The 14,499-nt window shown below is 73.1% G+C and carries 11 protein-coding genes; 6 read left to right on the plus strand and 5 right to left on the minus strand.

Annotated elements, in window-relative coordinates:
* Together ABZS58_RS28340 and ABZS58_RS28345 are read left to right on the plus strand one after the other, a co-directional pair.
* Window positions 1–663, plus strand: a 663-nt coding sequence (locus tag ABZS58_RS28340) for an RNA-guided endonuclease TnpB family protein (RefSeq protein WP_354786259.1), incomplete at its 5' end; no start/stop codon positions are given.
* 22 nt (window positions 664–685) lie between these two features.
* Window positions 686–1,630: a hypothetical protein gene (locus tag ABZS58_RS28345; RefSeq protein ID WP_354786260.1), complete on the plus strand. Its 945-nt coding sequence runs from the start codon at window positions 686–688 to the stop codon at window positions 1,628–1,630.
* Window positions 1,631–1,644: 14 nt separating this feature from the next.
* On the opposite strand, the gene ABZS58_RS28350 is transcribed toward ABZS58_RS28345, so the two are convergent.
* The 4 genes from ABZS58_RS28350 to ABZS58_RS28365 form a co-directional block, all read right to left on the minus strand.
* Complete coding sequence (locus tag ABZS58_RS28350) at window positions 1,645–3,168, minus strand: serine/threonine-protein kinase (protein WP_354786261.1); 1,524 nt, start codon at window positions 3,166–3,168, stop codon at window positions 1,645–1,647.
* An 80-nt stretch (window positions 3,169–3,248) separates the two neighbouring features.
* Window positions 3,249–4,175, minus strand: a complete 927-nt coding sequence (locus ABZS58_RS28355; protein WP_354786262.1) for a carbohydrate kinase family protein — start codon at window positions 4,173–4,175, stop codon at window positions 3,249–3,251.
* A gap of 80 nt (window positions 4,176–4,255) precedes the next feature.
* Complete coding sequence (locus ABZS58_RS28360) at window positions 4,256–5,314, minus strand: CapA family protein (RefSeq protein ID WP_354786263.1); 1,059 nt, start codon at window positions 5,312–5,314, stop codon at window positions 4,256–4,258.
* Window positions 5,315–5,349: 35 nt separating this feature from the next.
* Window positions 5,350–6,948, minus strand: coding sequence for an AMP-binding protein (locus ABZS58_RS28365; protein WP_354786264.1), 1,599 nt, complete (start codon window positions 6,946–6,948; stop codon window positions 5,350–5,352).
* Window positions 6,949–7,024: 76 nt separating this feature from the next.
* Between ABZS58_RS28365 and ABZS58_RS28370 the strand changes: the two genes are divergently transcribed.
* The 4 genes from ABZS58_RS28370 to ABZS58_RS28385 all read left to right on the plus strand — a co-directional run bounded on the left by ABZS58_RS28370 (window position 7,025) and on the right by ABZS58_RS28385 (window position 13,077).
* Window positions 7,025–7,648, plus strand: a complete 624-nt coding sequence (locus ABZS58_RS28370; protein ID WP_354786265.1) for a hypothetical protein — start codon at window positions 7,025–7,027, stop codon at window positions 7,646–7,648.
* Between the two features lie 175 nt (window positions 7,649–7,823).
* Entirely contained in the window at window positions 7,824–8,762 is a 939-nt protein-coding gene (locus ABZS58_RS28375) for an ADP-ribosylation family protein (protein ID WP_354786266.1), read from the plus strand.
* Window positions 8,763–9,095: 333 nt separating this feature from the next.
* Window positions 9,096–11,909, plus strand: coding sequence for a PQQ-dependent sugar dehydrogenase (locus ABZS58_RS28380; protein ID WP_354786267.1), 2,814 nt, complete (start codon window positions 9,096–9,098; stop codon window positions 11,907–11,909).
* Window positions 11,910–11,922: 13 nt separating this feature from the next.
* Window positions 11,923–13,077: a ThuA domain-containing protein gene (locus ABZS58_RS28385; protein WP_354786268.1), complete on the plus strand. Its 1,155-nt coding sequence runs from the start codon at window positions 11,923–11,925 to the stop codon at window positions 13,075–13,077.
* 100 nt (window positions 13,078–13,177) lie between these two features.
* On the opposite strand, the gene ABZS58_RS28390 is transcribed toward ABZS58_RS28385, so the two are convergent.
* Window positions 13,178–14,491, minus strand: coding sequence for a lanthionine synthetase LanC family protein (locus tag ABZS58_RS28390; protein ID WP_354786269.1), 1,314 nt, complete (start codon window positions 14,489–14,491; stop codon window positions 13,178–13,180).
* Window positions 14,492–14,499: the final 8 nt, after the last annotated feature.

The raw sequence follows: 14,499 nt of genomic DNA on the forward strand, positions 1-14,499 counted from the left end.
GCGCAACACCGGCTGCGGACACTGGGCCGGGCGCTGTCGCGGAAGACCGGCCCGGACCGCCGTACCGGGCAACGCCCGTCGAACCGGTGGCAGCGCGCCACCGCCAGACTCGGCCGGGCGCACGCCCGGGTTGCGAACCTGCGCCGAGACGGCCTGCACAAGCTCACCACCCGGCTGACCCGTGAGTACGGCACGGTCGTGGTCGAAGACCTCAACGTGTCCGGCATGCTGTCGAACCGGCGCCTGGCCCGGCACATCGCCGACGCCGGTTTCGCCGAGGTCCGCCGACAACTCACCTACAAGACCCAGTGGAACGGCGGCCGGCTGATCGTGGCCGACCGCTGGTATCCGTCCAGCAAGACCTGCTCGGGCTGCGGCACGGTGAAAACCAAGCTGGCCCTGTCCGAGCGCGAATACACCTGCGACGCCTGCGGCTTGGTCCTGGACCGGGACCTCAACGCCGCACGCAACCTCGCCGCTCTCGCGGCCGAGTACGACACCGCCGGGAGTGGCCCGGTGGCAGGACGTGGAGCCGACCAGAAGACCCGCCACGACGGGCAGGTGGCTGCGAAGCGTCAACCCGGCACGGCACCCGCCGGCAAGACCGGGACCGCCCCACCGCAAGGCGGGACTACTGACCGTGTGCTCACTAAAGCGCACTGAAAGGTAACGGTATCCGGTCACGGTGGCCACACCGGGGAACTCGGTGGAGGAGATCCTGCGCGTCGTCGGGGAGCTGGCGCCGCGGTATGAGCAGGTCGTCCTCGCCGGTTACCCGCCGTTCGTGAAGAACGTCGTCGACGAAGGCGTGCGCCGCGGCGTCGACTGGCCCGCGTACCGGGTGAAGATGCTGCTGGCCGGTGAGGTGTTCAGCGAGGCGTGGCGGGACCTGATGGGGCAGCGCGCCGGGATGACCCGCCCCGAGCGTGACTCGGTGTCGCTCTACGGCACCGCCGACGCGGGCGTCCTGGGCAACGAGACCCCGCTGAGCGTGCGCATCCGCCGGTTCCTGGCGTCGCGCCCGCCGCTGGCCCGCGAACTCTTCGGCGACCCGCGGCTGCCGACGCTCGTGCAGTACGACCCGATGCTGCGCTACTTCGAATGCGTCGACGGCACGTTGGTCTTCACCGGCGACGGCGGCGTGCCGCTGGTGCGCTACCACATCGCGGACGAGGGCGGCCTGCTCAGCCACGCCTCGCTGGTCGAATTCTGCGCGCGGCACGGCCTCGACGTGTCCGGGCCCGGCGACGACGAGCGCCCGTTCGTCTACGTCTTCGGCCGGTCGCTGTTCACCGTGTCGTACTTCGGCGCCAACATCTATCCGGAGAACGTCACCGTCGCCCTGGAGGACCCGACGCTCGCCGACCGGCTGACCGGCAGGTTCGTGATCCAGGTGCTGACCACCGCCGACGAGGACCGCCGCCTGTCCGTCGTCGTCGAACGCGCCCCGGACCGCCCGGCGCCCGATCCGGCCCGCGTCGCGGTGGCGGTGCACGAAACCCTCATGAGGCTCAACAGCGAGTTCGCCAACTACGTGCCGGCGGAGCACCGGACCCCGGTGGTCGAGGTCCGTGAGCCCGGCGACCCGGACTACTTCCCGGTCGGCGTCAAGCACCGCTACAGCCGCTGACCGGACGGGCGCGCTCACGGCTTCGGCTGGACCTCCTTCACCTCGGCGGACAGTTTGCCGCCCGGGCATTTGACCTTGATCTCGCTCCTGTTGGCGGGTGCGACGAGCACCGCCCTGACCTCGTCGGCGGGTCCGGGCCGGTACTCCTGCACGCTGTAGCCCGCGGCGGTGTCCAGGCTGAGGGCCTGCGCCTTCTTGCCGGCGCACTGGGCCCGCAGCACGCCGCCCAGGGCCTGGACCGTGACGCCGGGGGCGGGCGGTGGCGCCGTCGACGCGGGTGGTGTCGGGCCGGGTCCGATCGTCGGTGACGGCGGCGCGGTGCCCTCACCGGCGGGTCGGGCGGTGCCGGTCGTGGCGGCGCCGCTCTGCTCCGGGAGCGCCGCCGGGGCGCTCGTCCACGCCGCGGACGGGGCGGCGACGGCCGGGGCCGCGGCAGAGTCGACCGGCGCGCCTGCCGGGTTGTCGTTCGCGGGGTCGGCGCCGAACGCGATGAGGACCGCGGCCGTGCCCGCCGACGCCACCGCGGCGACAACGACGGCGACGACCGCCGTCCGCCGGCGACGACCGGGGTCGGGGGCGCCCGCGACAGGTGCCGCCGGTGCCGGCAACGGCACGACGATCGTGAACAGGTCGTCCGCCGAGGGCGCGGCGGCCTCGGGGAGCTCGTCCATCGAGGGCGCGACGGCCTCGGGGAGCTCGTCCGTCGGTGGGGGCGCGATGCCCGCGGCGGCGGCGAGCACGGCCGCCACCTCGGCGGCGGGCGGGCGGTCCGCCGGGTCCTTGGCCAGGCACCGGTCGCAGATCTCGTTGACCTCGCCGGGCACGCCGGGCATCGGCGTGAGGGGCTCGGGCTCGACGTAGACGTGCGCGTTGAGCATCTGCGACGGCGTGTCCGCCTCCCACGGCAGCTCGTCGGTGAGCGCGCGGTGGATGAGCAGGCCGAGGGCGTAGACGTCGGAGGCCGGCAGCACCTCGTCCCCGGTCAGCCGCTCCGGGGCGAGATACGCCGCGGTGCCCAGCAGCTGGCCGTCCTCGTCGAGGTCCGGTTGCCCGGCGATGGCGGCGAGCCCGAAGTCGACGACCTTCGCCCCGGACGGGGTCAGTATGACGTTGGCGGGCTTGACGTCGCGGTGGACCACGTTGCGGGCGTGGGCGGCGGCGAGCGCGGCGGCGACCTCGGCACACACGCGCAGGGCGGCCCGCGGCGGCAGCGGGCCCGCGGCGAGCCGCTGCGACAGCGTGCGCCCGGGCAGCAGCTCCATCACCACGTACGGCACGCGGTGACCGGAGCCCTCGGTCGCCTCGCCGTAGTCATAGATGTTGGCGACGTGCGGATGCTGCACCTGCGCGGCGGCCTGCGCCTCGGCCAGGACCCGGCGGCGGGCGGCCGGGGCGGCGGTCTGCGCACCGGCGAGGACCTTGACCGCGACATGGCGGTTCAGCAGCTCGTCGTGCGCCTTCCACACGACTGCCATCCCGCCGACGCCGAGCTCCTCGGTCAGCCGGTAGCGACCGGCGAGGACCTGATCCTGCAACATGCCGATCACCGTCCCCGGATCGGGCGCCTCCGACACATCGTCAAGATCCCAGGATGGTCACGGCCGGCGCCCGCGGACCGTCAGCGGCCGGCGCGCCAGCGGGGGGACCGCTCGGCGCGCGTCACGGCCTGCGACAGCTGGTCCGCCGAGATCAGCTCCTCGTGGGTGCCGGGCGCGCCGCACGCGAACGCCCCGGAGACGGCTCCCGCGAGGGCGCATTCCTCGACGGGACGACCGGCGAACCAGCGGCTCATGAAGGCCGTGCTGAACGCGTCGCCGGCGCCGTTGCTGTCCACGACCGGGCGCTCGGGCTCCGCCACCGGGAAGCGGCGCACCTGGCCGCCGGCGCGGGTCAGCACGCGGCAGCCGGCGTCGCCCTCGGTCGCGACGACGAGTTCGGCGGTGCCCGCGTCGAGCAGGAGGCGCATCAGGTCGTCGATCTTCTCGGGTACGGCGGCGGAGCTGAGGAAGACGATGTCCGCCTGGCGGGCGCACTCCAGCCCCCACGGGTTGACGCCGTCCCACGCGTGGATGTCGCAGGAGGTGGTGACGCCGAGCCGCCGGGCGTCCGCGAACGCGGCCATGTCCCGCCCGCTGACGTGCGCGTGCCGGGTCCGCTCCAGCAGCGGCAGGTAGAACTCCCGCGGCAGGGTCAGCCCGGCCGGGTGCCGCCCGTCGTAGAACGAGAACCGCCGCCCGGCCGCGTCGACCAGGTTGACGCTGCGCGGCGTCCCGTTCGGCGCGGGCAGGCTGCTGAAGTCGAGGCCGGCGGCGGCGTACCGCCGCAGGATCAGCTCGCCCTGCTGGTCGTCGCCCAGGAAGTCGACGAACCTGGTCCGCAACCCGAGCGAGTGGAACCCCAGCGCCACCCCGTTGCCGGAGTGCGCGACGTAGTCCTGGATCGGCGGGACGTGCATGTTGTCGCTCGCCGGGATCGCCAGGTCCGGCACCCGCACGATGGTGTCGACCCCGACCCCGCCGATCACCAGCACATCGAAGTCAGCCACGGGCGTGATCATATGCGGGTCACGCCGATCGGGGCGCCCCGTGCTCCGCCGGTCCCGGCGAGCGGCCCCGGCGTGCGTCTTCAGGCGACCGGCGGAGCGGGGGCGAGACCGGTGCAGCGACGCAGGTCGGCGAACTTCTTGGTGGCGGCCGTCGCGGCGCTGCCGGTGAGCGGCTTCGGCTGCCCGGTGCCCGAGACGACGGCCGGCACGAGTTCGGCGCCGGTGACCGAGCGGCCGCGGACGTGGACCTTGAGCACGCCGGTGTCGGCGGAGCCGACGTACCAGACGAAGTTGCCCAGACCGTAGGCCACGTAGGTCCGTCCGAGCCAGCCGTCGCCCTGCAGGACGTGCGCGTGGGCGCCGATGATCATGTCGGCGCCGGCGTCGGCGAGGGCCTTGGCGAAGGACTTCTGGTTGGCGTTGGGGCACGGGTCGGTCTCGGTGCCCCAGTGGTTGAACACGACGACGAGGTCGGCGTGGTCGCGGGCGGCCTTGACGGCGGCGACGGCGCGCGGCACGTCCCACGCGAGGGCGATCCCGGGCGTCGACGGACCGGCCTTCCAGCTTTCGGCGAGGGTGTGGATCTGGCTGTACCCGACGATCGCCACCCGCACGCCCCGGGCGGTCAGGACGAGCGGCGCGTACGCCTCGTCGGTCGTGCGCCCGCCGCCGAACGTGGGCACCCCGGCCGCGGCGGCCCCGTCGAGGGTGTCGGCGAACCCGGCCCGGCCGTAGTCGAGGGCGTGGTTGTTGGCGATCGACACGGCGTCGATCCCGGCGGCCTTCACCGCCTCGTACGCCGCGACGGGCGCCCGGAAGTGGAACTCCTTCGGCTCCGGTGTGCCCCGCGTGGTCACCGCGGTCTCAAGGTTGACGACGGCGAGGTCGGCGGCCGACAGCACCTCGGCGAGGGGCCCGATCGCGGTCGCCGGGTCCTTCAGCAGCCCCGCGGTCCGCCCGGTGAAGTGCACGTCCCCACCGAACGCCAGCGTCAGCTCCACGGGCGTCGGCGACGACGGCGACGGCGACGGCGGGGGCTGCAACGACGGCGACGGCGACGGGGTGCCGGCGACGGGGACCGGCGTGCCTGCGCTGCATCCGGCGAGCAGCAACGCTGCCGCCACGACCACTGCCTTCACAGCGCACAGCGTACGAGCAACGCGCCCGTGTCCGCTCAGCCCCGCAGGCTCCGGCGCAGTTCGGCCTTGGCGACCTTCCCGCCGGAGCCCCGGGGCAGGTCGGCCACGATCTCGAGGCGCTCCGGCCAGTTGTCCCGGGAGACCCCGCGGGCGTCCAGGTGCGCGCGCAACCCGTCCAGGTCGAGGGATGCCTCCTCGCGCAGGACCACGACGGCGCAGACCCGCTCGCCGAACGTCGGGTCGGGGACGGCGACCGCCGCCACCATCGCCACCGCCGGGTGCGAGCCGACGTGGTCCTCCACGGCCGCCGCGCTGATGTTCTTGCCGCCGCGGATGATGAAGTCGGACTTGCGGTCCACGACCCGCAGGTATCCGTCGGCGTCGACGGTGCAGATGTCGCCGGTGAGCATCCAGCCGTCGGCGGTGAAGAGCGTCTCGTTGGCGGCGGGATCGCCGAAGTACCCCAGGCAGGTCGCGGGACCGGCACAGGCGGCCTGGCCGGGCCCGCCGGCGGCGGTGACGTCCGTGCCGTCCGCCGCGAACAGCCGCACCCGCATCGCGTCGATCACCTTCCCCGCGGTCCGCAGCCGCTGGTCGGTGGTGTCGGTGACCGAGGTCCGCGACAGCGCCCCGGTCTCGTTCGAGCCGAAGAACTGCAGCACCTTCGCCCCGGTGCGCCGCTCGAACTCGGCGGCGCGCTCGAACGGCACGGCCTCTCCGCCGGTGAACATGACCCGCAGCGACGACAGGTCGACCTCGGACGCGAGCGGCGAGTTGAGCATCATGATGAACTGGGTGCTCACGCAGCAGACCACGGTGACCCGTTCGCGTTCGATGAGGCGCAGCGCCTCGTCGGCGGTGAAGCGGGGCATGACGACCGTGGGCGCGCCGAGGATCGTGGGCGTGAAGTTGGCGGTCCACTGCGCGAAGCCGTAGGGCGCCGGGATCAGCGTCAGGAACACGTCGTCGGTGCGCAGGTCGCCGCACTCGACGGCGAGCTCGTGGTAGTAGTACCACCGGTCCTGGTTGTGCACCACGCACTTCGGCATGCCCGTGGTGCCGGACGTGGAGTTCAGCAGGTGGATCTCGTCCCGGCGCAGCTCGTGCGGCCCCTTCGGCGCGTCGGCGGCGTCCGGGAGTTTGTCCAGCAGCAGGTGTACGCCGATGCCGAGTCCCTCGACGAGCGCGCTGACGGGCTCACCGCGGTGCAGCTCCTGGCTGACGAGGGCCGTCGCGCCGCCGACGGTCAGCAGGTGGCGGACCTCGAGGCGGGCGGCCCGCGGGCCGATGGCCACGACGATCATGCCGGCCTTCATCGCCGCGAGGTACACCACGTGCACCTCGACCCCGTCGGGCAGCAGCACACCGACGCGCGCGCCCCTGGGCAGCCCAGCGTCGGCGAGCCGGGCGGCGAACGCGGACGAGCGGGCGTCGAACTGCGCCCACGTGAGCCGGTCGTCGCCGGCGACGAACGCGACGCCGTCCGGCTGCGCGGCGGCGTGCCGGCGGACCGTGTCGGGCAGCGTCTCACCGTCGCGCACCTCGGCGAGCCGGTCGGCGACGTAACGCTCGTGGACACTGCCGGGCGCCGGCGCGGCACCGGCCGGGAACAGGTCGTGCACGAAAACCCCCAAGACCTCTACCAAACAAGCGCTTGGTTGTGCCATTCTGTTCCCGGCCCTTCGAGCATGTCAAGGTAGGGAGCGCCGCGTGCCGGATCTCTGGACCGCCCCCGACGGCACCCCGGCGGACCTCACCGTCCTGCCGCTGCTGCCCGTCCCGCAGGACGCTCACGTCGAGCAGCTCATCTGGTACGGCGACGGCGACAGCACCGGCGACGGCCCGCTGCGGCTGACCACGGTGGACGGCGCCGGCGGCGGGCGGGTCACGACCCTGCGCCTGCTGCGCGGCGACCGCCTCGTCGCCGACCTCCGCGTCCGCACCGGCCCGCCCCGCGACGAGTCCCCGCACCGCCTGCTGCGCACCGACCTGGGCCCCGGCGCCTCGTGCACCCGCACGTTCACGGTGACCGCGGACCAGACCACCGACCACGTCCCGGACACCGAGCCGGTGCTGAGCACGCCGGCACTCATCGCCTGCCTCGAGGACACCGCCGCCGACACGCTCCGCCCGCACTTCGCCCCGGCGACCGCGTCCCTCGGCACGTGGATCGGCATCCGGCACACCGGCCCCGCCCACACCGGCCAGCGGTTCATCGTCACCGCCACCCTCGCCGACGTCCGCGGCCGCCGCTACCTCTTCGACGTGCACGCCACCCTCGACGGCCGCCCGATCGGCGACGGCCAGGTCGCCCAGACCCTGGTCAGCCGCTGACCCGAGCCCGCACCCACCCGCCGAGGGCGGCGACCGCCGCACCGGCCACCTCCGTGCGGCCCGCCGCCGTCGCGGTGCTGACCGCCGCGGAGGACGCCGTCGCCGCCGTCACCGTTTTCGCCGACCCGGGCCTGGTAGCCCGGCTCAGTCCCGGCTGAACATCTACGATGCGCTGGTGGGCGATGACGCGGGGCGGCGGGCGGCGCTGGCGACGATGCACGAGCGGCACGATGCGGTGGCCGAGCGCGTCCAGCGGGTCTACGGGCTCCGCCTGCCGGGGCACCTGGCCGTCTTCTGCGCGTTCTGGAAGAGTGCGAGCGACGCCGAGCGGGCGGCGGTCGAGCATCTGATGGTCCGGCCGTTCGGGCTCACCGAGTATTTCGCCGACGGCGGGCTGGAGCGGCGGGCCCGGGACGGGCTCGACGAGCGCCTCCACGCCCGATACCGGTGTGACCCACCGGAGTTCGTGACGGTCCTGTCCGGTGGCAGCGACGGACTGCACTACGGGCTCTGGTACGACGACCCGGCCGAAGTGCCCACCCTCATCGTGCACAACTACGCCCGGGACAGCGCCGAGACCTGGGCGAACGGGTACCGCACCCTGCTCGGCGAGCTGCACGGGCTGACCACGGCCGTCCTCGACGAGCGCGACGACGACACGGTGGCCGCGCTGGTGGAGCCGCTGCTGGAGGCCCTGGACTGGTTCGTCGACGCGGACAACGAGGCCGTCGACGCGGACGGGCCGGTCCGGTGGTCGGGGGTGCGGCGGGAGAGCACGGCCGTGTCGGTCTTCCCGTTGCTGCCCAGCGACGCGGGCGACCCGCAGCTCGGCCGCTCCCACACCCGCCTCGAGGAGCTGCACGCCGGCGGCGCCGAGGCCGCGGCGTGGATCGCGCGGGCCGAGGCGGAGCTGGCAGCCGGCGAACCCGCGCTGGCCCTCGCCGTCGGCGGGGAACTGCACTGGCTGGCCGGCGACGAACACCGCGACGTCGCCCGACGGCTGCGCGCCGACGGGTACCGTCTCCTCGGCCGCGACGCGATCGCCGGGATCGTCGAGGTGCACGCCGCCGACGCGGGCCTCCGCGACGTCGACGTCCTCGTCGCTACAGGCTGACCCGGACCGTTTCCGGGACCGTCCACCACTGGTCGGGCCGGTCGACGACAGCCGCGGGTCCGGCCGCGCACTTTCGATCGGTGCTGCCAAAGTTTCGGACACCTCATCGAAACATCTGGACACATGGATCTAACGTCCATAGTGTTGGCGGCACGACCCTGAGAGCGCTCTCTCGATGATCCGTTCGGCGCGGATGCCGAAGGTGCGCTCCGCCCCCAGGGCCGACAACACGGCAGCTTCGGCTGCGGCGCGGCGGCGCGCGCCCTGCCTGGCGAGCCGGTCAGGAAAGGGAAACACGTGAAGCGACATCGGTCAGTGCGACGATGGCGGCCAATGGCGGCCGCCCTGCTCCTGGTCACCCCGGCGGTCAGCGTCCTCACCACGGCGGCCACCCCGGCCGCGGCGGCGATCAACGCCGCGGACTTCCAACAGGTCACGCTCGCCAAGGGCGTGGCGGAGACCGGCGAACCCATGGCCATCACCGTGCTGCCGGACCGTTCGGTCCTGCACACCGCGCGCAACGGCACGCTGCGGCGCACCGACGTGGCCGGCAACACCACCGTCATCGCCAACATCCCCGTGTACACCCACGACGAAGAGGGCCTGCAGGGCGTTGCCGCGGACCCGAACTTCGCCACCAACCGCTACATCTACCTGTACTACGCGCCGCCGTTGAACACCCCGGCCGGTGACGCGCCCGCCAGCGGCACCGCCGCCGACTGGACCACGTGGACCGGCGTCAACCGCCTGGCCCGGTTCACGCTCAACGCCGACAACACCGTCAACATGGCCAGCCAGGTCACGGTCCTGGACGTGCCGACCAACCGCGGCATGTGCTGCCACGTCGGCGGCGACATCGACTTCGACGCGGCTGGCAACCTCTACCTGTCCACCGGCGACGACTCCAACCCGTTCGAGTCCAACGGGTACTCGCCACTGGACGAGCGCACCAACCGCAACCCCGTCTACGACGCGCAGCGTTCCGCGGGCAACACCAACGACCTGCGGGGCAAGGTCCTGCGGATCAAGGTCAACGCCAACGGGACGTACTCGGTGCCGGCCGGGAACCTGTTCGCGCCGGGCACCGCGAACACCCGGCCCGAGATCTACGCGATGGGCTTCCGCAACCCGTTCCGGCTGAGCGTCGACAAGGCGACCGGCGCCGTCTACGTCGGCGACTACGGCCCGGACGCGGGCACCACCGACGCGAACCGGGGCCCGTCCGGGCAGGTCGAGTTCAACCGGATCACCTCGCCCGGCAACTACGGCTGGCCGTACTGCACCGGCTCCAACAGCACCGCCGAGACGTACAACGAGTGGAACTTCGCGACCAACGCGACCGGCCCCAAGTACAACTGCAGCGGCGGGGCCACGAACAACTCCTTCCGCAACACCGGCCAGGGCACCCTGCCCCCGGCCAGGGCCGCCTGGATCCGTTACGCCGGTGACGCCGGATCGCCGCCCGCGTTCGGCGGTGGCTCCGAGTCGCCGATGGCGGGCCCGGTGTACCGCTACAACGCCGCCAACCCGTTGACCACGAAGTTCCCGGCCAGCCTGGACGGGCAGTTCTTCGCGGGCGAGTTCGGCCGCGGCTGGATCAAGCCGATCGTCGTCAACGGCGACGGCTCCCCCGGCGCGATCGACACGTTCCCGTGGGGCGGCAAGCAGGTCATGGACATGCAGTTCGGCCCCGACGGGTCGCTGTACGTCCTGGACTACGGCACCGGCTACTTCAACGGCGACGCCAACTCGGCGCTGTACCGCTACGACTACGTCGGCACCGGCGGCAACCGGGCACCGACCGCCGTCGCCGGCGCCAACCGGACCTCCGGCGCGGCGCCGCTCGCGGTGACGTTCTCCTCCTCCGGCTCCAGTGACCCGGAGGGCGGGGCGTTGACGTACTCGTGGGCGTTCGGCGACGGCGGCACCTCCACCGCGGCCAACCCGGCGCACACGTACACCGCCAACGGCAACTACGTCGCGACCCTCACGGTGCGCGACCCGCAGGGCGCCACCGGCACGGCCAGCGTGCCGATCAGCGTCGGCAACACCGCCCCGGTGGTGACCGTCAACAGCCCCGCGGCGGGGCAACTGGCGGCGTTCGGCGACAGCGTGCCGTGGAGCGTCACGGTCACCGACCCCGAGGACGGCACCATCGACTGCGCCAAGGTGACGATGGCCTACGTGCTCGGCCACGACCAGCACGCCCACCAGATCACGTCGCAGACCGGCTGCTCGGGCACCATCACGATCCCGGTCGACGGTGAGCACGACGACGCCTCGAACACCTTCCCGATCTTCGACGCGTCCTACACCGACAAGGGTGGCCTGACCACCCACGCGCAGAACATCCTGGCGCCCAAGCACCGGCAGGCCGAGCACTACAAGACGTCCTCGGGCGTCAACAAGTACGCCAAGGCGACGGCCGAGGGCGGCATGACCGTCGGCGACATCAACAACGGCGACTGGATCCAGTTCGACCCGTACAAGCTCAACAACGCCACCTCGTTCACCGCCCGCGTCGCCTCCGGCGGCACCGGTGGGACACTGCAGATCCGCACCGGTTCGGCGACCGGCACGGTCATCGGCTCGGCGGCCGTCACGCCGACCGGGTCGTGGGAGACGTTCGCCACCGTGACCGGCACCGTCAGCGGCGCGCCGGCGGGCACCACCTCCTTGTATCTCACGTTCGCCGGTACGGGCACCGCAGCGCTGTTCGACCTGGACAGCTTCACGTTCGCCACCGGTACCACACCGCCGGCGACGAACCTGGCGCTGAACAAGCCTGCGACCGCGTCCAGCGTGGAGAGCGCCGCAACTCCTGCCTCGAACGCCGTGGACGCGTCGGCGACGACCCGGTGGTCCAGCGCGTTCTCCGATCCGCAGTGGATCCAGGTCGACCTGGGTGCCACGTACACCGTCAACCGCGTCCGCCTGCAGTGGGAGGCGGCGTACGGGTCGGCGTACCAGATCCAGACGTCGGGCAACGGCACGACCTGGACGACGGTGCGCTCCGTGACCGGCGGCAACGGCGGCGAGGACAACAACACCGCCCTGAACGCCTCCGGCCGTTACGTGCGCATCTACGGCACCGCCCGTGGCACCGCGTACGGCTACTCACTGTTCAGCTTCGAGGTCTACTCCTAGAAAGGCCCGTTCCGTGATCCGCAGACTCGCTTTCTGCACGGCCCTCGTCGTCGCCGCGCTCGGCCTCACCGCCGCGCCGGCCCAGGCGGCGCCGGACTTCACCGTGCTCGTGTTCAGCAAGACCGCCGGGTTCCGCCACGACTCCATCGCCGTGGGCACCCAGGCGATCCGCGACCTCGGCACGGCGAACAACTTCGCCGTCGAGGCCACCGAGGACGCCGGCCAGTTCACCGCCGCCAACCTGGCCCGGTTCAAGGCGGTCATCTGGCTGTCCACCACCGGCGACGTGCTCAACGCCACGCAGCAGACCGCGTTCGAGAGCTACATCCGTGCCGGCGGCGGCTACCTCGGCGTGCACGCCGCGGCCGACACCGAGTACGACTGGGCCTGGTACGGCGGCCTCGTCGGCGCGTACTTCGCCAGCCACCCGGCGATCCAGACCGCGACGGTCCGCGTCGCCGACGCCACCCACCCCGCCACCGCGGGCCTGCCGGCCGCCTGGTCCCGCAGCGACGAGTGGTACAACTACCGCACCAACCCCCGCGCCCAGGTGCACGTGCTGACCACGCTGGACGAGTCCACGTACAGCGGCGGCACGATGGGCTCCGACCACCCCAACACCTGGTGCCGGGCCTACGACGGTGGCCGCGCCTTCTACACCGGCATGGGACACACCCAGGCCAGCTACGCCGAGGCCGGCTTCCGCTCGCTGCTGCTCGGCGGCATCCGCTACGCCGCGCAGGGCACCGGCAACTGCTCCGTCACCACCCAGCCCCCGTCGAGCGACCTCGCCCTCAACCATCCCGCGACGGCGTCCAGCGTCGAGAACGCCGGCACGCCCGCCGCGAACGCGGTCGACGCCTCCACCACCACCCGATGGTCCAGCGCATTCTCCGACCCGCAGTGGATCCGGGTCGACCTCGGCGCCACGCACACCGTCAACCGGGTCCGGCTCGTCTGGGAGGCCGCGTACGGCTCCGCGTACCAGATCCAAACCTCGCCGGACGGCAACACCTGGACGACGGTGCGCTCCGTGACCGGCGGCAACGGCGGCGAGGACGACAACACCGGTCTCACCGGCTCGGGTCGCTACGTGCGCATCTACGGCACGGCGCGCGGCACCCAGTGGGGCTACTCGCTGTACACGTTCCAGGTGTACGGCACCTGATCGCCGGCCTGCCCCGGGCGCCGCACGTGTCCGGGGCAGGCCGTAGCGATTCCTTTCGGGGCCGCGTTCGAGCGGGTGCTGCGCCGCGACGCGATCCTGGTCAAACGCTTCGTCCCGGGGTGACGCGGACCGCCGTCGGGACGGCGAACCACTGGTCGGGGCGGTCGATGACGGGCGCGTCCAGGCCGTCGTCGGCGACGCGGGCGAAGCGGAGCAGGAACGCGGCGATGCCGGCGGAGCCCTGCATCCAGGTCGGGCTGGGCGGCAGCAGCGGCGGGTCCTGCCGGTGCTCCACGAACCGCCAGTGGGCTCCGGCGTCGTCGCGGATCGCGCGGTCGGTGAGCGCGTCGGCCATGGTCCGGGCGCCGGCGAGATACAGCGCGGCATCCTGCGCGACCCCCTGAGCGGCGGACTGGGCGGCGTCGAGGAGGATGTCGCCGACGCCGGCGGTGCCGCAGCAGCGGCCGTCGTTGTCCCAGAAGCCGGGGCGCAGCCGGGCCGGGATGCCGCAGGTGAGCACGGAGTGCAGGCAGCGGCGGCGCAGCTCGTCGACCGGGAAGCCACCGACCTGCGTGATGCCGGCGAGGGCGAGCGCCGGGAAGACCTGGGAGGTGCCCGCCGGTCCGTGGCACCAGTTGTACGTGACCGGCTCCACCTCCCGCTCCGACGGCGGGATCGTGTGCGGGATGACGAAGCCGCCCCCGTCGAGGTCCGCGATCGCGACAAGGTGCTCGACGCCGCGCCCGGCCGCGTCGACGAAGTCGGACCGGCCCAGCAGGTGCCCGGCGACGGCGAGCGCGGCGGCGACGCCCGCGGTGCCGTGGGAGAAGTTCGGCGAGCTGGACCGGTAGCCCGGCCACATCCGCCAGTTCAGGCCCGCCTCGGCCGGCTCGGCGGTCTGCAGCAGCGCCTCGCCGCCCGTGCTCATCAGGTCCTTCCGCCCGGCCCAGGCGGCGGTGTGCACGATGCCGGCGGCGCCCATGACGACGTCGGTCAGCGGGGCGGTCGAGTCGGGCCGGATCGTGAAGGTCGTCTCCCAGCCGCCGGGGGTGCTCAGGTCCGCGAGGCGGTCCAGGGCGACGCGCTCCCGGCCGGGTTCGAGCAGGCGCAGCGCGGTCGTGTCGCCGCCGAGGCCGTCGTACAGCGACGGCTCGACCCGGGTCGCGGCGGCTGCGGAGAGCCGGGCGACGATCGCGTCGGCGAGGTCCGTCTCGGCGCCGGTCAGCGGCCGGTGCAGGCGGATCTCGGCGAGGACCGGCGCGAGCCCGGCGATCCCGGCATACAGCGAGTCCCGGTCCGGTGCCGGGTGCGGCTCGCCGTCGGTGACCTCGGCTGGCAGCCACGGCCCGTCCTCGTCGTGGTGCACGTGGGCGAGGGTCCACGCCCAGGCGGCCTCCCCCAGTTCCCGGTACATGCCTGCAC

The organism is Dactylosporangium sp. NPDC005555 (assembly GCF_040605635.1).
Classification (GTDB): Bacteria; Actinomycetota; Actinomycetes; order Mycobacteriales; family Micromonosporaceae; genus Dactylosporangium.

Excerpts from the sequence above, each read along its gene's own strand:
- ABZS58_RS28390 (WP_354786269.1), bottom strand. The coding sequence starts at position 14,491 with ATGTACCGGGAACTGGGGGAGGCCGCCTGGGCGTGGACCCTCGCCCAC.
- ABZS58_RS28380 (WP_354786267.1), top strand. The coding sequence starts at position 9,096 with ATGGCGGCCGCCCTGCTCCTGGTCACCCCGGCGGTCAGCGTCCTCACC.
- ABZS58_RS28350 (WP_354786261.1), bottom strand. The coding sequence starts at position 3,168 with ATGTTGCAGGATCAGGTCCTCGCCGGTCGCTACCGGCTGACCGAGGAG.